This window comes from Limosilactobacillus pontis, assembly GCF_002940945.1.
Lineage (GTDB): Bacteria > Bacillota > Bacilli > Lactobacillales > Lactobacillaceae > Limosilactobacillus > Limosilactobacillus pontis_A.
The window spans coordinates 195,976-214,587 of record NZ_PNFV01000003.1 but is presented as its reverse complement, the minus strand read 5'-3'; the positions used below and the strand labels follow the sequence as shown (position 1 = coordinate 214,587).

13 protein-coding genes and 3 tRNA genes are annotated in these 18,612 nt (G+C 52.4%); 15 read left to right on the top strand and 1 reads right to left on the bottom strand.

The window, feature by feature from the left end:
- Nucleotides 1–71: 71 nt before the first annotated feature.
- The 15 genes from CK797_RS03910 to CK797_RS03840 all read left to right on the top strand — a co-directional run bounded on the left by CK797_RS03910 (nucleotide 72) and on the right by CK797_RS03840 (nucleotide 16,750).
- Nucleotides 72–154, top strand: a tRNA-Tyr gene (locus tag CK797_RS03910).
- An 8-nt stretch (nucleotides 155–162) separates the two neighbouring features.
- Nucleotides 163–234 (top strand) — tRNA-Gln (locus tag CK797_RS03905).
- A 209-nt stretch (nucleotides 235–443) separates the two neighbouring features.
- Nucleotides 444–2,915, top strand: a complete 2,472-nt coding sequence (locus CK797_RS03900; protein WP_181049514.1) for an MMPL family transporter — start codon at nucleotides 444–446, stop codon at nucleotides 2,913–2,915.
- 72 nt (nucleotides 2,916–2,987) lie between these two features.
- Nucleotides 2,988–3,632: a hypothetical protein gene (locus CK797_RS03895; protein ID WP_104688495.1), complete on the top strand. Its 645-nt coding sequence runs from the start codon at nucleotides 2,988–2,990 to the stop codon at nucleotides 3,630–3,632.
- Nucleotides 3,633–3,822: 190 nt separating this feature from the next.
- Nucleotides 3,823–5,169 carry an MFS transporter gene (locus CK797_RS03890; protein WP_104688507.1) on the top strand — a complete coding sequence of 449 codons (1,347 nt, stop codon included), beginning with the start codon at nucleotides 3,823–3,825 and terminating at the stop codon, nucleotides 5,167–5,169.
- 136 nt (nucleotides 5,170–5,305) lie between these two features.
- On the top strand, nucleotides 5,306–6,955 hold the full coding sequence (locus CK797_RS03885; RefSeq protein ID WP_104688494.1) for a TrkA C-terminal domain-containing protein: 1,650 nt from the start codon (nucleotides 5,306–5,308) through the stop codon (nucleotides 6,953–6,955).
- Nucleotides 6,956–6,980: 25 nt separating this feature from the next.
- Nucleotides 6,981–7,694, top strand: coding sequence for an aspartate/glutamate racemase family protein (locus CK797_RS03880; protein WP_104688493.1), 714 nt, complete (start codon nucleotides 6,981–6,983; stop codon nucleotides 7,692–7,694).
- 160 nt (nucleotides 7,695–7,854) lie between these two features.
- Nucleotides 7,855–8,556 (top strand): GntR family transcriptional regulator, encoded by a 702-nt coding sequence (locus CK797_RS03875; RefSeq protein WP_104688492.1) that lies wholly within the window; start codon nucleotides 7,855–7,857, stop codon nucleotides 8,554–8,556.
- Nucleotides 8,557–8,607: 51 nt separating this feature from the next.
- Nucleotides 8,608–10,080, top strand: a complete 1,473-nt coding sequence (locus tag CK797_RS03870) for a nicotinate phosphoribosyltransferase (protein WP_104688491.1) — start codon at nucleotides 8,608–8,610, stop codon at nucleotides 10,078–10,080.
- A gap of 5 nt (nucleotides 10,081–10,085) precedes the next feature.
- A complete protein-coding gene (gene nadE / locus CK797_RS03865; RefSeq protein WP_104688490.1) occupies nucleotides 10,086–10,913 on the top strand; it encodes an ammonia-dependent NAD(+) synthetase in 828 nt (275 codons plus the stop codon).
- Between the two features lie 18 nt (nucleotides 10,914–10,931).
- Entirely contained in the window at nucleotides 10,932–13,109 is a 2,178-nt protein-coding gene (locus tag CK797_RS03860) for a Tex family protein (RefSeq protein ID WP_104688489.1), read from the top strand.
- Nucleotides 13,102–13,563, top strand: a complete 462-nt coding sequence (locus CK797_RS03855; protein ID WP_104688488.1) for a SprT family protein — start codon at nucleotides 13,102–13,104, stop codon at nucleotides 13,561–13,563. The genes CK797_RS03860 and CK797_RS03855 overlap by 8 nt, the downstream gene beginning before the upstream one ends.
- Before the next feature lie 49 nt (nucleotides 13,564–13,612).
- A tRNA-Leu gene (locus CK797_RS03850) sits at nucleotides 13,613–13,698 on the top strand.
- Between the two features lie 159 nt (nucleotides 13,699–13,857).
- On the top strand, nucleotides 13,858–15,807 hold the full coding sequence (locus CK797_RS03845; RefSeq protein WP_104688487.1) for a glycoside hydrolase family 2 TIM barrel-domain containing protein: 1,950 nt from the start codon (nucleotides 13,858–13,860) through the stop codon (nucleotides 15,805–15,807).
- Nucleotides 15,791–16,750: a beta-galactosidase small subunit gene (locus tag CK797_RS03840; RefSeq protein ID WP_104688486.1), complete on the top strand. Its 960-nt coding sequence runs from the start codon at nucleotides 15,791–15,793 to the stop codon at nucleotides 16,748–16,750. Before CK797_RS03845 ends, CK797_RS03840 begins: the two co-directional genes overlap by 17 nt.
- 90 nt (nucleotides 16,751–16,840) lie before the next feature.
- Here CK797_RS03840 and CK797_RS03835 read toward each other — a convergent pair whose 3' ends face one another.
- A complete protein-coding gene (locus CK797_RS03835; RefSeq protein ID WP_104688485.1) occupies nucleotides 16,841–18,604 on the bottom strand; it encodes a cell division protein in 1,764 nt (587 codons plus the stop codon).
- Nucleotides 18,605–18,612 lie beyond the last annotated feature (8 nt).

The following is an 18,612-nucleotide window of genomic DNA, read 5'->3' as shown; positions in this document are numbered from 1 at the left end:
TTACTTATGGAATTCGGTATTATAATAAACGTTGGTTAGTTATGTTTGTGACTGATCAACAAAACCCTTTTGGGGGAGTAGCGAAGTCTGGTTAAACGCGACGGTCTGTAAAACCGTTCCTTCGGGTTCGGTGGTTCGAATCCACTCTCCCCCATTTATTATTGGGCTATAGCCAAGCGGTAAGGCAACGGTTTTTGGTACCGTCATGCGCTGGTTCGAATCCAGCTAGCCCAACTGAGTTAAAGACGATGGTCATCAGGCCATCGTCTTTTTTTATACCATTAAAAGGCAATTTCAGTCGAATGTCCCTTAATACAACAAAAGTGCTGATGCGTGCTTGAATGAATTTTGTAGCAAGCCTTACAATATTTAGCATACTGTCAAAAATTAGCCAATCTTGGCAGGATTGGCTGATAAATGATAAGAGAGAGGGATTTGTTATTTTGAAGCGACTGATTCACAATCATGTATTAGCGTTGATTGCCTGGATCGTGATCACGCTGGTGGCCATCGTCGCCCTGCCAAACGTTAACCAGCTGACTCGCGACCACTCCGCAATCAACCTGCCAAAGAGTGCTCAGAGTCAGGTGGCCAGTGCTTTGCAGAATAAGCACTGGGGACACCACCAGAACAACACCTATCAGGTGGTGGCGGTGTTTAACAATGGCAACCAGGCAATGTCCGCACGGGATAAGGCCAACGTTCAGGAGACGATTAATCATTTGGACAAGCACAGCAGTAAGTACGGGATCAAGGCGATCACCGGTCCTAACGACAATGCGGCAACCCGCAAGCAGCTGATCTCCAAAGATAAGACCACTGAGATTGCCCAGCTGAATGTGTCTAAGGACCACGGGACCCTGCGTTATATCAACCACCAGCTGTCTCACGCGGCCAAGACTAACGGTGTTAAGACTTACATCACGGGGGCCGATATCCTAAACGATGATTTCTCCGGGGCGGTCCAGGAAGGGATTAAGAAGACCGAGGTTATCTCGGTGATCTTCATCTTTGTCGTCTTGCTCCTAGTCTTTCGTTCACCGTTCACTCCGTTGATTTCTCTGCTAAATGTCGGAGTGGCCTTCATTACCTCGTTTAGTATCGTGACGAACCTGGTTAAGCATTTTAATTTTCCATTTTCCAACTTCACCCAGGTCTTCATGGTGATCGTTCTCTTTGGGATCGGGACTGACTACAATATCCTGATGTATAACAAGTTCAAGGAGAATCTTGGGCAGGGAATGGATAAGTGGACCGCGGCCAATGATGCTTTGCACAAGGCCGGTCGGACGATTCTTTACTCCGGCTCCTCAATTCTGATCGGGTTCACTTCGCTGGCTTTAGCCAAGTTCTCGGTCTACCAGTCCGCTGTTGGGGTGGCCGTTGGGGTGGCTGTCTTGCTGATTTTGCTGCTGACGCTAAACCCGTTCTTTATGGCCACGTTCGGCAAGAAGATGTTCTGGCCAGACAAGAAGTTTACCGGCGAGTCAACCAGTAAACCCTGGCACCGAATGGCTCAGAATTCAGTCCTGCATCCGATCATCACCCTGATAGTGGTTTTCGCGATTATTCTCCCGATTGGGTTGTCCTACCGCAATCACCTGAATTACGATGATGCTGATGAGATTAGCAACACCGTGCCATCCAAAAAGGGACTGCTGGTTGTGGAAGACCACTTCTCCAAGGGGACGGCGGAACCAACGACTGTTTATATCAAGGCCAACCACCGGCTCGATAATGAGCGCGATCTGATGCTGATTGACCGGGTCACCAACCAGTTGAAGAAGAGTGCCGGTGTCAAGACGGTGGCCTCTGTGACCCAGCCGGCTGGTTCCAAAGTTGATGAACTCTACGTTAATAACCAGTTGAAACAGATTACTGGCCAGCTTGGGACCGCCCAGTCTAGTATTGGTCAGCTATCTCAAGGAATGCAGAGTCAGGAGAGCGCTGCAGCAGCTCAAGCGGTCCAATCCGGCGCCAGTCCGGCCCAACTAGCTGCCCAACAACAGAGTGGAATGCAGATGATGCAGGGGGTCGATAAGATGAGTGCCGGCCTCAGTCAAGGTGGTGATTACTTGACTGGTCTGCAGAATTCAACTGCGGCCAAGACCTTCTACATTCCAAGTAATCAGTTACGTAATCCTGAGTTCCAGCAGTCCATCAACAACTACCTGTCCGCCGATAAAAAGATAGCTAAGATTACGATCGTCCTCGATTCCAACCCGAGCGGGGCCCGGGCGACACGGGAGATTCCGCAGATCACCGACCTGGTTCGCTACAGTCTGAAGGGGACAGCCCTGCGTCACGGCACCGTGGTCGTGGGCGGCCAGTCTTCAAAGATCACGGACACAAAGCGTGTAGCGGGTGGTGATTTCATCCGGACTGCTGCCATCATGGTTATCGGAATCGGGTTGGCATTGATCTTGATCACCCGGTCGCTGCTCCAGCCGGTTTACATCCTGGGGACCTTGGTTTCTGCCTACATGGCAGCCCTGTCGATTACCCATCTGCTGACCCGGGTCTTCCTGGGACGGCCACTCTTGACCTGGAACACACCGTTCTTCAGCTTTATCATGCTGCTGGCCCTTGGGGTCGACTACAGCATCTTCCTGGTTATGCGCTATCGCAACATTGACCAGAATAAGTACCTGCCAACCGAGCGAATCGTTCGGGCGGCCAAGGAGATCGGTACCGTGGTTATCTCCGCGGCAATCATCTTGAGCGGGACCTTTGCAGCGCTGATTCCGTCGGCGATCCCAACCCTAATTGAGGTGGCGATGACCGTTATCTGCGGGCTGATTATCCTGGTGATCATTATTCCGCTGGTTGTTCCGGCGACGATTCACCTGACCTACCCGCTCAAGTCAACCTTCCGTGACGATGAGGGGAACCGAAAGAAGCAATTGAATCATTAAAACTTGAGTTCCTGAGATGTGCTATCATGTCTTAGGAACTTTTATTTATCATTGGCGAGGGGAGTAATTTTTATGCCAAAACAGGGACAGTTTGCCAAGTCAGCCCGGCGCAAACGGGTTAATAACTTCAAGGTGCGTCGCCACCAGCAGGGACAGACGATCGCAGGCGATCAGCTGACCGACTTCCTCCTGGTCCGTTTTGGCTTGACCGCCAAGAAACGGGTCCCGCGGGCTGCTCAGGAGACGGTTCAGCGCTTTTTGATCGAAGTCAGCGACCAGCTTGTCGCGGCTAGTGGCGATTTGGCGACCCTGGTACCGGACCTTTTGGCCGATATTAACCATCGGGCTCCCTGGCAGTTCTACATGCAGCTGTTACCTCAGTGGACCCTGTTACAGGACTTCTTGAAAAAGGAGCTGCCAGCGGTCCCACTGGCGACACGTTGCTATGTGACCACAACGATGACGACAGCCGAGCTGACCCAGCAGGTGGCCAAGCTACTGGCAGAAAAGGCGGCGGCAATTACCTTCCTGAAGCAACCCGATATTCCAGCAACCATGCGTAAGCAGACATCCCAGTTACTGGTTGCCAGCATCTACGCGGGTGGGGTGATTGACTGGGACAAGGTCCGGGCCCTGTTAGCGCCATTTCCGTTCACGGTTGATACTAGTCTGGATGCAGGGACCCAAGAATGGCTGCAAACGCTGGCAAAGTCCTAAAATTCCGTATGCATTTTGAACTGACCTTTGGTATAATTGAGCCGTTCAATAATTAGATCAATGGCAAACGGGTGCTGTGGTGGAGCAAATCACCAGAGCCCCCGTTTTAATTTGCAATCATGAAGGAGGAGTTGCTGTGCAGCAAACACAACCAAAACATATCTATCCTGCTCTGGGGGCCTTGGCCCTGATGACCTTTATCGGGATTCTTAACGAGACTTCGATGAACGTAACCTATCCAGAGTTAGCCAACCTGTTTCACGTCTCACTGGATGTCGTGCAGTGGATCACCACCGGCTACCTGTTGATGGTGACGATTACAATGGGGACGACAGCCTATTTGCTCCGACAGTTCACGGCTCGGAGCTTGCATTTGGCGGCGGTGACGGCCTTCATTATTGGTGACGTCATGAGTGCTACAGCGGTCAACTTCCCGATGCTGCTGGTCGGCCGGCTGATTCAATCAGTCGCCACCGGGCTAGCAACGCCGATCCTCTTTCACCTGATTTTTACAGAGATTCCCCGGGAGAAGCTGGGGGCGATAACCGGGTTCGCGGGGATGGTGATCTCCTTTGCTCCCGCCTTGGGGCCAACATATGGCGGATTTATCTCCGAGGCCCTTTCCTGGCGGATGATTTTCTGGCTATTGTTGCCCCTGGCCCTGGTCAGTCTGGTAATCGGTCAGCTCTACATTCGTAATCGGCCCTTCGGCAACGACCGTCCCTTCAGCTATGGGAGTCTGATCGCCTTGGCGCTGGCCTTATTTGCCGTTGTTTACGGCTGTTCAACGATCGGGAAGGGCGGCTTTGGCCTGGCCTTTTGGATCATGATGGTGGTGGCGGTAGTCTGTTTTGGTCTTTTTATCTACGTCAACAACCATGGTCAGTCTCAGCTATTCGACCTGACCGTTTTCAAGGTCAAGCCGTTGCGTCTATCGACTTTGACCTACTTCAGTCTCCAGTTTATTAATATCGGGATCTCCCTGGTTATTCCCCTGTACGCCCAGTATGTTCTTCACACCTCGGCTACGGTGGCTGGTCTGGTCTTGCTGCCCGGGTCAGTCCTTGGCGCCTTTCTGGCACCGCTGGCCGGACGATTAGCCGATGAACAGGGCTTCGCTAAGCCGGTGACCTGTGGAGGGATTCTCCTCTTGGTGGGAACGGCCTGTTTTGCTGTCTTCCAGCACCAGCTAAATGCCTGGTGGCTAATGTTCTTCTTCCTTGTCCTGCGGGCTGGATTCAACTTCGCCTTTGGGAATACAATCTCCAATGCCTCAGTCCTGGTTGACCAGCGCAACAGCTCCGATGTTAATTCAATCTTTAACATGGTTCAGCAGTTTGCCGGTTCCCTGGGGACGGGGTTATTAGCCGCGGTGATCGCCCTAACTCAGCAGAGTGGCACCGGTAGCCTAGCTCAGCGGACCTTCATTGGTGGGCGGCTGGACTATCTCCTGCTGACCGGCCTTGCTGTGGTTGTGGTGGTTGCCATCATTGTTAACTACCGCTGGCAGCAGCGATTGAACCTTGCAGAAAAATAAGACGATTTCAAATGAGATGATCCTCATTATGAGGGTTGTCTCATATTCGGTTTTAAAGTGGTGATTTGATTGAATTAGCTTACCATCAATGTGATAATGTGACTGGATTAAAAAGAAAGTGTAAAAGAGATAATTAATGATGGATACAATCGTCCACTTCATGGTGAACAATCAAGTCTTTACCTTGTTTATCTGCATGGCCCTTGGCTTTGCAATCGGTAACTACAAGATCGGCGGTAAGTTTAATATTGGGGCGACGGTGGGGACACTAATCGTGACCTTGATCGTTGGCCAGATTGGCGCCTTTCCCCGTAACGAGATGTTAGGAACGATTTTCTTCGGTGCCTTTATGTTCTCCGTCGGCTACCGGATCGGGCCCCAGCTGCTGGTCAGTCTGCGTCTATTTGGCGTACGGATCGTTATCGCCAGCCTTTTCTGGATGGTGACGGCCTTTCTGGTCGGTTGGGGGCTGTTTGCAGCCTGCCATATCGGACCGGGAATTGCGGCTGGGGTTATCTCTGGTTCGCTGACCCAGTCAGCTACTGTGGCCAGTTCCCTGCAGACGATCGGCGCACTGCCGGTTAGTCATGCTGTTAAGACAACCTATGAGGCTCAGCTACCAGTTGCTTATGCCTTGACCTACGTCTTTGGAACTCTGGGGGTAATCATCTTCCTGCGGGACCTGGCACCTAAGATAATGGGGATCACCATTGAGCAGCAAGGGCCGCAGATGGCGCGCAAGTATCATTTTCATGCTAAGAACCCAAACCCAACATGGCGGCGGACCTACCAGATTGCTGTTGACTCCCCGCTAGTGGGGAAGACGATTGCCGAGTTCAACAAGTGGACCCACTACCACATCATTGCCCTGGCGGTCTTTCATGGCCACAAGATGACTGACCACCTTGAATACCAAATCAAACCAGGTGACCTGGTGACCGTGATTGGCTATGCGGTCTACTTTGATCGCCTTCACCAAGTCCGGGGGATCAAGGAAGTCCTGACGCCGACCAACGCACCCCAGGAACGTAAATTCGTTCTTGGCAAGCACTTCAAGCCAGTTCAGCTGGCAATCCTGCGTCAGCACGGTGTATTCATTAATATTCAGGACCCGATCACCGGTAATGAGCAGCTGATTAACCAGCTCCACCCCGGGGACGTGATTTCACTGACCGGGAACACCTCGCGAACAGCCAAGATTCTTCACCAGCTTGGCCGTTGGGCGACGACCGACCAGGCGATCAACTATGTTTTGTTTTCCTTGGGCATCGGTGGGGCTTCCCTTTTGGGGATTATCGGCTTAAAATTAAATGGTATTCCCTTGCAATTGGGAAACGGGACCGCGGCGCTGATCATGGGATTGGTCTTGAGTTCCTGGATCGACCGGCATCGTGACTATAAGTCCATTCCAGAGACTGTAACCACCTTCCTGCAGAGCTTCGGTCTAACCCTTTTCGTGGGGACAGTTGGTTTACAATCAGCCCAGGCATTTACCGGAGCGATCAAGAGTCTCGGCTTCGGGGTCCTGATCGTCGGTGCCGTGATTTCGATTGTTCCGCACCTGCTAACCCTGTTGTTTGGCCGGTATGTGTTGCGGATGGAACCCCTGGCCTTACTGGGGGCGTTGACCGGTTCGGGCACGATTGCGGCCGCTATGAGCGAGATCTCGCAGAAGGCGGGTCCCGAGGGTGGTGCATACTATGCTGCCGCTTTCACCCCGGCCTTTGTTGTCGGCAATATCGGAATTACCCTGCTGGGACCAATTTTTGTGGCCCTTTTGTCATGATTAAACTAAGAAAGGTAACATTATTATGAAACAATTCTTTACAGTGCTCGGTGGTATGGGTACCCTGGCCACCGAGAGTTACGTTCGCATCCTTGATGCTCGGACACCCATCCACCGCGATCAGGATTACCTCAATTACATCGTGGTCAACCACGCAACGGTGCCGGACCGGACTACCTGGATCCTGGATCACAGCCAGCCTGACTACAACCTGGACCTGATCGAAGATATTAAGCAGCAGAGTCTGCTCAAACCGGCCTTCTTCGTCTTGATCTGTAATACCGCTCACTATGCTTTCGACAAGCTGCAGGCGGCCACCGATATTCCGATCTTGAACATGCTTCAGGAGACGGTCAACGCAATCAAGAAGATCAAGCCGGATGCTAAGAAGGTTGGCCTGCTGGCGACGCGGGGAACGGTGACGGCTGGCCTTTATGACCGTTACATCACGGACGCTGGTTATGAGGAGATCAAGCCGACTCCAGAGATCCTCGACATGACTGAGGACCTCATCTATCACGACATCAAGGAGAGCGGGCACTCCGATGGCGCCAAGTACCATGAGCTGGTGCGGCGGATGATTGAAGAGGAGGGGGCCGACATTGTTATCCTTGGCTGTACCGAACTGTCCTACGCCGAGGAGATGAATCCGGAGACCCAGTACCCGGTTGCTGACTCCCAGTCGATCATCGTTGATCGGTCACTGGAGAAGGGCCTGGCTCTGCGGCAAAACAAGTAGAAAAGTTAAGCAGGATTTCACGATTGGTATTATCCCTGGTAGTGAAATCTTGCTTTTTTTATTGCATGGGGATGGGAAAGTGGTTGATTGGTCTAGATAACTCACATCGTGTTAAAATAGACCAAGTAATGAGAATCATTTGGCTTGAGGAGAAGAGAAAATGGGATCACCAGTATACATTCAGATTCATAATCAGTTGCGCGAAAACATCGAGAGCGGCAAGTGGCGGGTTGGCCAGAAAATCCCAGCCGAACGGGAACTGGCGGCTAGCTTTAATGTCAGCCGGATGACCCTGCGTCAGGCTATTCAGGCTCTGGTTGATGAAGGAATCTTGGAGCGTCGGGTCGGTTCCGGGACTTTCGTGGCTAATCGCAAGGTTCAGGAGAAGATGTCCGGGGTAACCAGCTTCACCGAGCTGATGCGGGCCTCAGGTAAGCGGGCCGCTAGCAAGACGATCTCCTATCACCTAACTATCCCGTCCCAGACGGAAATTGAGAAGCTCCAGCTGCCGGCTGGGGCCAAGGTGCTGCGGATGGAGCGAATTCGCTACGGCAATGATGTTCCGCTCTGCTATGAGATTGCAACCGTTCCGGCTAAGCTGGTCGAGCATTTCAGCAAGAATGAGATTACCACCTCTTTCTACCGGACCCTGGAGGAGAAGGCCCATCTCTACCCGGGCCATGCTACCCAGGCAGTCTCGGCCACCACGGCCACTGAGAAGATTGCCACCTATCTGCAGATCAAACGGGGAGATGCCCTGTTGCGGATGACTCAGCTGTCCTACTTACAGGATGGAAGACCGTTTGAGTACGTTCATACTCAGTACGTTGGTTCACGGTTCGAGTTTATCCTGGAGAAGTAGGCATTTCGTGCTACAATAACGATATTATTTATTTTGAGAGGATCAATATTCATGAAATTCAATTATCCCGATGATAGTCTGGCACTGCATACCGATGCCTATGAGCTGAGCATGATGCAGACGTACTGGAAGCAGGGGCTTGGCAATCGGCGTGCCGTCTTTGAGGCCTTTTTCCGAAAGATGCCGTTTCAGAATGGCTATGCGGTCTTTGCCGGGCTTGACCATATCATTCGTTACGTCAAGCAGCTCCACTTTACTGACAGCGATATTGACTACCTTAAGTCAACCGACCAATACGATGACGACTTCCTGGAATACCTGCGTAACTTCCGGTTTACCGGTTCGATCCGCAGTTTTGAGGAGGGGGATCTTGTCTTCAACCATGAGCCGATTTTTCAAGTTGATGCCCCAATCATTGAGGGACAGCTAATTGAAACTGCGGTTCTGAACATCCTTAATTACCAGATTATGGTGGCTACGAAGGCGTCACGGATTAAGTCAATCGTTGGCGACCAGAGCGTGATGGAATTTGGCTCGCGGCGGGCCCAGGAGTTTGATGCCTCAATCTGGGGAACGCGAGCAGCATACATCGGCGGCTTTAACGCCACCAGTAACGTTCGGGCCGGCAAGCTTTTTGGAATTCCAATTTCCGGAACGCATGCCCACGCCCTCGTTCAGGCCTACCGGAACGACTATGACGCCTTTAAGGCCTATGCGCAGACTCACCGCGACTGTGTCTTTCTCGTCGATACCTTCGATACTTTGAAGAGTGGGGTGCCAACTGCCATCCAGGTGGCCAAGGAATTTGGTGATAAGATCAACTTCATCGGGGTTCGAATCGATAGTGGGGACTTAGCCTCCCTATCCAAACGAGTCCGGACGATGCTGGATGAGGCCGGCTTCCCGGATGCAAAGATCTTTGCATCCAATGGTCTTGACGAGAAGACTATCCAGAACCTGAAAATGCAGGGTGCCAAGATTGACGTCTGGGGGATTGGGACCAAATTGATCACCGCCTATGACCAGCCGACCCTGGGTGCGGTCTACAAACTGGTGGCCGTTGAGGACGATAATGGCCAGCTGGTTGACACGATCAAGCTGTCGAACAATGTGACTAAGATGTCAACGCCGGGCAAGAAGCAGGTTTGGCGGATCAACGATCGGATTGACGGTAAGAGCGAAGGGGACTACATCACGCTGGTCGACGAGGATCCGCGTACAGAAGACTCGCTGAATATGTTTAATCCAAACTTCCCCTTACAGCAGAAAGACGTCAGTGACTTTATTGCCCGGCCGATGCTCAAGGATATTTGGAAGGATGGCAAGTTTGTTTATGATGAGCCGACCCTCGACGAGATTCGTGACCACCGGACGGCCAGCCTGGATGCTCTTTGGGATGAATACAAGCGTGATCTCAATCCTGAGGTCTACCCAGTCGACCTCTCCCAGAAATGCTATGACAACAAGCTGGCGATGATTCACCATATTCATGAATACGTTAAGACACTCGGCCATAAGGAGTAATAACCATGCGGAAAATGCAGGAACAGATTATTGATGATTTAAAGGTTAGCCCCAATGTCGATCCTAAAGAAGAGGTCGAAAAGCGGGTTAAGTTCATCCACGACTTTATGCAAAAGACGGGGATGAAGACCCTGGTACTGGGCATCTCCGGCGGCCAGGATTCGACCCTGGCTGGTCGGCTCTGTCAGCTGGCGATTGACCAGCGGCGGCGCGAAACCAACGACGATGATTACCAGTTCATCGCGGTTCGGCTTCCTTACGGTACCCAAGCGGACGAATCCGATGCTATGGAAGCGATCAATGACTTCATCAAACCTGACAAGACAATGCGGGTTAATATCAAGCCGGCGACAGACGCCATGGTGACGTCCCTGACGGCGGCCGGCGCTGATATCAGCGACTTCAACAAGGGTAATATCAAGGCCCGGGAGCGGATGATCGTCCAGTATGCCATCGCTGGTCAATACGGGGGCGCTGTTGTAGGGACGGACCATGCCGCGGAGGCCGTCACTGGCTTCTATACCAAATTTGGGGACGGTGGGGCCGACATTACACCCCTGTCCGGTCTGGACAAGCGGCAGGGAAAGGCATTGCTGCAATATCTGAAGGCGCCGGCCAACCTGTATGAGAAGACACCAACCGCCGACCTTGAGGATGACAAACCGATGCGCGCCGACGAGGCAGCCTTGGGGGTCTGCTACGAAGACATTGATAATTACCTAGAAGGACACGTGATTGCGGAGAAGGCAGCTGAAAAGATCGAGAGCTGGTATAAGAAGACCCGGCACAAGCGCCATCAACCGATCACTCCACTTGATACCTGGTGGAAGTAGAGTTTTAACGGAGGATATATGGACGAGAAGACACTGCAGTTAGTTAGTCAGCAATTACCCGATATTCGGCGGGGACAGATCAAGGCGGCCCTCAGGCTGATGGATGAGGGGAATACGATTCCTTTTATTGCTCGTTACCGCAAGGAAATGACGGGGACCCTGGATGAGGTGCAATTGCAAGCAGTCCGGGATCAATACCACCATGTCGCCAGTCTGCTGGAACGGCAGGAGACCGTCATCAACAAGATCAAAGAGCAGGATAAGCTCACCCCGGCCCTGGAAAAGCAGATCCGGGAGGCGACGGACCTGCAGACGGTCGAGGACCTTTATCTGCCATACAAGCAGAAACGGCAGACCAAGGCTCAGCAGGCACGGGCGGCCGGTCTCGCCCCGTTGGCTAACTGGCTGTTGACCTATCCGGATGAGGATTTGATGACCGAAGCAGCCAAGTATATCAACGATGCGGTGCCGGATGCCCAGGCGGCTCTGGACGGGGCTCACGAGATCCTGGCGGAGGCAATTAGCGAGATGGCGACGGTTCGAGGCTGGCTACGCAACTACACCACTAACCATGGTCAGCTGGTCACCGCATTGAAGCGTGATGGTGAAAAGAAGGACGAGCTGGGGACCTACAAGCAGTATTATGACTTTACAGCCCCAGTCAAGGGTCTTAGCTCCTACCAGATCCTGGCAGTTAATCGTGGTGAAAAAGCTGGGGTTCTCAGCGTTAAAATTACGGCTGATACGACAGCGGTGCTGAACTACCTTCGTTTTCGTCTCATCCGCACTAATAAGCGTAATGCAGCTACTGACTTTATCACTGCGGCCTATACGGACGCTAATAAGCGCTTCCTGGCGCCAGCAATTGAGCGGGAACTTCGCCGCAAGCTGACTGAACAAGCAGATACCCAGGCGATCAAGGTTTTCGGTGAGAACCTTTATCACCTTCTGATGCAGGTCCCAATCAAGGGGAAGGTCGTGATGGGGTTTGACCCGGCCTATCGAACTGGTTGTAAGCTGGCGATTCTGGATGAAAATGGTCGATTCCTGACCAAGGCAGTCATCTATCCGCACGATCCGGCTCCGGCGAAGCAGCAGGCGGCCGCGGAAGGCGAGTTCCTTCAGCTGATTGAGCACTATGGCGTTGAGATGATTGCGATCGGTAACGGGACCGCCAGTCGGGAATCCGAACGCTTCGTGGCTACCGCCCTGAAGAAGCTCTCCCGACCGGTCTACTATGTAATTGTTAACGAGGCTGGGGCGTCGGTTTACTCTGCCAGTGAGGAGGCACGGGAGGAATTCCCGGATCTTCATGTCGAACAACGTAGTGCCATCAGTATCGGCCGTCGTCTTCAGGATCCTCTGGCCGAACTGGTCAAGATTGATCCTCAGGCGATCGGGGTTGGCCAGTACCAGCATGACTTGCCTAAGAAGGAGCTGGGGACAGCACTGGATGACGTGGTTGAGCGGGCGGTCAACCGCGTGGGGGTTAACCTCAATACTGCCAGTTACCAGCTATTGACTCAGATCTCGGGCCTTAACAAGACGATTGCCAGGAATATTGTTCACTACCGCGACAAACATGGGCGCTATACAAACCGGACCCAGTTGAAGAAGGTACCGCGTCTCGGACCCAAATCCTACCAGCAAGCAGTTGGTTTCTTACGGATTCCGGCTGGGGAAAATCCGCTGGATAATACGGATGTTCACCCAGAGAGCTACCAGATTGCGGCCCGCATCATGAAGGATACGGGAATTGCGATTGATGATCTTGGGACGAAAGCAGCAACGAGACGCCTGGATAAGGTCAAGGCAGCCGATTATACGACCGACCAAGCGGGAACGGCGACGATTAATGACATCATCGACTCCCTTAAGAAACCGGGACGTGACCTCCGGGATGCGATGCCGACGCCGCTCCTTCGTCAGGATGTTATGACAATTGAGGACCTCAAGCCGGGGATGAAACTCCAGGGAACGGTTCGCAACGTTGTTGACTTCGGAGCCTTTGTCGACATTGGGGTTAAGCACGATGGCCTGGTGCACGTCTCGAAGATGAGCAAGAAGTTCGTTCGTGATCCGCGAACGGTCGTGGCAGTCGGTGACATTGTCGATGTTTGGATCGATGATGTCGACTTAAAGCGTCAACGGATCCAGCTGACAATGGTAGCCCCAAAGAAGGCGGCTAATAAATAACCAAGAATTACAAAGCTTTACTGAGCAATGGTCGTTGGAATACTTCCGACGGCCTTTTCTACACCGAATTGTATTCAACGCCCGACTGAGGACGACGGGGGGCCGGTACCACCTGGTTGATCACCACATCGACATCAACCCCTTGATGTACACCGAATTTGATCAGGAAAACCTGAAGCGGGTAGTCCTTCACGAGCTCTGTCACTATCATCTTCACTTGACTGGTCAGGATTATCACCATCGCAGTCCGGCATTTAAACAATTGCTAGCAGCGGTTGGTGGATCCCGGTACGCGCCGCCGACCAGCAAGGCGCGGCCTCGGCGTCGGAAACGCTGGCTTTACCAGTGTCAGGGGTGTGGAGCTCTGCTGGCCCGCCAACGCCGGTTTAACCCAGCTCGCTATGTCTGTCGACGGTGCGGAGGGCGCTTTAAATTAATTAATTTGAAAAAGTAGTTGCCAAGGGTGCCCGCGTTTGCTATAATAATTCTTGTTGATGAGATATGCGGCCGTGGCGGAACTGGCAGACGCGTAAGATTAAGGATCTTATGGTCGATTATGACCGTGGAGGTTCAAGTCCTCTCGGCCGCACTACTAAAAACACCTATTCATTGGACTGGGTGTTTTTGTTTTAAATTTTTATCTGTCTAATAATTATGACTTCATTGAACAATCATTGAAATTCTTGTCTTTCACGTATTGTAAGCGCTATACTTTATATGTAACTTGCTTTATGAGGAGGATTTTTTAATGGATGCAGATATCAAATGGTTAGACGATCCGGAGACATTCCGGGTCAACCAGCTTCCTGCGCACAGTGACCATCATTACTATGGCAACTATGCTGAGTGGGCAGCCGGCGACAGTCGCTTTACGCAGTCCCTCGATGGTCAGTGGCAATTCAAGTTTGCCCAAACTCCCCAAGAACGCCTGCGTGGTTTTTACGCATTGGATCAGGACACCACGGACTTCGATTCAATTACCGTACCGAGTGAAATTGAGATGAACAATTACGCCCAGAATAACTACATTAATACTCTGATTCCATGGGAAGGAAAGATCTACCGGCGTCCGGCCTACGCTCTGAGTGCCGATGATGACCAAGCTGGATCCTTTAGTACGGGCAGCGATAACACGGTCGGCATGTACCGGAAGACCTTCGACCTGGATCCGGCCCTGCGCGGCAAGGAGATTCGGGTACGTTTCGAAGGGGTTGAGCGGGCCATGTATCTCTGGCTCAACGGCCACTTTATCGGGTACGCTGAGGACAGCTTCACCCCGTCCGAGTTTGACTTGACCCCGTACATCCAGGATGAGGGAAACGTGCTGGCGGTTGAGGTCTTCAAACACAGCACCGCTTCCTGGATTGAGGATCAGGATATGTTCCGCTTCTCTGGGATTTTCCGCAGTGTCAGCCTGTTGGCTCAGCCGGTGACCCATGTTGAAGATATGACAATCCGGCCAGTCGTGGAGGATAACTTTACTGACGCTCGCTTCAACCTTAATCTTAAGTTGGCTGGTGAACGTGCCGGAAGCGTTCATGTCATGGTTAAAGATGCCGATGGCAACAGTCTGCTAGATCAGACCCTGCCGGTGACGACCGCCGTTGACTTGGCTGATGTTGACCTTAAGAATATCCACCTCTGGGACAATCACGATCCGTACCTCTACCAGCTGCTGGTTGAGGTTCGTGACGACGAAGGACAGCTACTTGAACTCGTTCCGTATCGATTCGGTTTCCGGCGGATTGAGATCAATGACGATCATGTAGTATTACTCAATGGCAAGCGGCTGATCATCAACGGGGTTAACCGGCACGAGTGGGATGATCACTGCGGTCGGGCAATTACGATGGCCGACATGACAGCAGATATCGCTACCTTCAAGGAGAATAACATTAACGCTGTTCGGACCTGTCACTATCCGGATCAGATTCCGTGGTACTACCTTTGCGATCAGAACGGTATCTACATGATGGCCGAGAATAACCTTGAGTCTCACGCTACTTGGCAGAAAATGGGAGCGATCGAGCCGTCATACAACGTGCCAGGGTCCGTTCCACAGTGGAAGGCTGCCGTGGTTGACCGTGCCCGGAGCAACTACGAGACCTTTAAGAACCACACGGCGATCCTTTTCTGGTCACTGGGGAACGAATCATTTGCTGGTGACAACCTAGTTGCCATGAACCAGTTTTACAAGGAACATGATGATAGTCGCCTGACCCACTACGAAGGCGTTTGTCATACCCATGACTATCGTGAGCAGATCCCAAGTCTGGACCCCAAGAACTACCTGCCAGCCGGGGGGACTAAAGACTACCGTGACCAGATCTCTGATGTGGAGAGCTGGATGTATCTGCCACCAAAGCAGGTTGAAGAATACCTGAAGAACAACCCGGATAAGCCGTTTATGGAGTGCGAGTACATGCACGACATGGGCAACTCCGCCGGGGGGATGGGTTCCTACATCGAGCTGCTTGACAAGTATCCACAATACTTTGGCGGCTTTATCTGGGACTTTATTGATCAGGCAATCACAGTCAAGGACCCGGTCAGTGGTAAGGAGGTCATGCGCTATGGCGGTGATTTCGATGATCGGCACTCTGACTATGAATTCTCAGGTGACGGCTTGATGTTTGCGGACCGGACACCAAAACCAGCAATGCAGGAGGTACGGTACTACTATGGCTTACACAAATAAATTACACGTTATTTACGGCGACGGCGCCCTCGGGGTTGCTGGCGATGATTTCCATTATATTTTCAGCTATGAACGTGGCGGCCTGGAGTCGATGAAGATCAAGGGTAAGGAATGGCTATACCGGGACCCGACACCGACTTTCTGGCGGGCCACAACTGACAATGACCGGGGGAATGGTTTTAACATCCGGTCGGCTCAGTGGATAGCGGCTGACCTCTTCCAGAAATGTATTGGTATCGACCTGACCGTTGGTGACCACCATTTTGATGAACTGCCGGTGGCACCGCAGACTAACGACTTCACGGGTGACGAGGAGGCTGCTGGCGTAGTCATCAGCTACACTTTTGAGACCCTGACCATCCCATCTACCCATGTCACGGTTAGTTATGAGGTTCAGGCGGATGGCCAGATCAAGGTGGGCGTCCACTATGCTGGGAAGGCAGGGCTGCCTGAACTGCCAGTTTGTGGACTACGACTGATTATGCCGACGGAAGCCACCGGGTTCACCTACGCCGGCTTATCCGGTGAGACCTATCCGGATCGGATGGCTGGCGCAACACGCGGGACCTTCACAGTGAAGGGATTGCCGGTGGCTAAGTACCTGGTTCCTCAGGAGAACGGGATGCACATGGCCACGGACTGGGTTGAGATCACTCGGAACACTACCCAGAACAATGCTGATCATGACCGGGCGCCGTTCAGCTTGCGGGTAGCCAAGGATGACCAGCCGATCAACTTCAGCTGCCTGCCGTACACGGCCGAAGAACTGGAAAACGCCACCCACTTGGAGGAACTGCCATTGGGACGCCGGACAGTTCTGGTAATCGCGGGGGCCGTTCGCGGTGTCGGCGGAATCGACAGCTGGGGTGCTGACGTGGAAGAACGGTACCATATTTCAGCTGATAAGGACATTACCTTCTCGTTTATCTTGAATGCTAAGTAAAAAATAATCACCACTCCCTGATGAGAAACCCTCATCAAGGGGTGGTGATTTGGTTTAAATGACAATGAGTCTGAAGGCCCGACGCTGTTTTTATTCAGTTATCTGACGCCAGAAACGTGGCCAGTAGCGTACAAACTGGTAGAGCCCATAGAAGAGGAGTAGGGCTAACCCAGTCAGAGAAACGGCCAGCATGGCCTTAAACCAGCCTGCAATTTGGAAGTAGAGGGTGGCAGTATTTTTGCCACGGCGTTGGTGGACGTATGGCGCTCCAATTGAAGAGCGCTGGTAGCTGGTTAATTGCTTACCATTGACGGTTAGCCGCGACTCATGGTAAGCGATGATTGGCAACCGGACCTTCTTGGCTTGGCTGGCATTCCAAGTCAGCTTCAGTCCACCATGCGGCAGGACCGTGTGCTGATATTCCTGGGCATGATTGATGATTTGATCCTGGTAGGCAAAGGAGCGGATATACTTCTTGTTGGCATACTTTTTAGGGATTGGCAGGTAGTCTGGGCTTCGTTTTTCAACCATTGTCAGCAACTGGCCAGGATAGAGATCGTGAACGGAACGGCGCAGCTTAACCCGGTTATCGGTAACCCAGGCGATGGCACTAGAGGTATTGAGGACAGCGGACGATTGGTAGCGGGCAGTCCGCTGGAAGACGTCAATGGTGTTAGGAACGAAGACCTGGGTGACGACGAAGACCAGAATACCGATCGTGACGTTGCGCCGCAGGTGGAGGGCCGGTTCATGGTCATGCTGAACGAAGGCGGTGGCGGAAATGGCGACTCCCAGCAGGAGCAGGGGGTAGGCAATCACCGTCAGCCGGTTTGGGAACTGGAGATTGTGCTGGAGGCTCGGTATTGCAACCGCTAGTTTTTCCCATGGTGTCCAGATTGAACTGAATATCAGCACAATGGCTCCCATGATCGTGACGGTTGTGTTGACCAGAGAACGTTTCAGATGACAGCAGACGTAAACAAACTGGAGCAGGAAAAGCAGCCAGCAGAAGTAGATCAGGTAAGCCCGAGTACTGCTGAACCGGGACGGCACCAGCGAGTTCTTGAACATATCGAAGGCCGCGGGGGTGGCAATGTTGTTATGCAGGTTGAGCATCAGCAGGGCGCCCCAGACGTTAGCCGTCAAGATGGTGGTACCGATGACGGCCAGGGCGGTCTCCTTGATCATTCCCCAACGCTGGTCGGTTCGGATTAGACCGATGATAAAAAAGGGTACTAGGGTAACGACAAAGAAAACTGAACTCAGCAAGTGGATTTGAATGATGATGGTCATTAGGGTCATCAATGGCAACCAGTGCACAGGCCGGTGACGATCCTGAAGCATTGTCAGCCCGCACATCAGCATGTACGGCGCCAACATTGCGCCCCAGGCGTTCATGTTCTGGGCCAGTTCCCAGCGGGGCAACCAACCGATGTTCATGAAGATCAGGCTGACAAGCAGGGCAAATCGGCGGGAACTATGAGCTTTTACGGCCAATAGGTACATTCCGACACCCCCGCCAATGTAGACGATCATGTTAGTGATGATCTCGTAGCGAAACCAGGTCCCGAGCAGACCGATTAGGGCTCCGTTGAGGTAGGCAAACAACGGTCCGTAGACAGCGTTGATTACCCGGCCGCTCTGCTGGAAGCAGTAGTTGCTCTGAAAGTAGCTGAAGTTGAACTGCTGGATTTGCTTAGCCGCATCATAGAAGCGGTTAAAGTGGAAGATCGAGTCGGTTCCTAGGATCACCCCGTGGGAGATCAGCTGGGGGTACATGATAATGTAGGTCATCGCACAGATCGCTAGATAGGGCAACGACCAGTTAATGAGGTGGTATATTTTACGTTTCATATTTCATC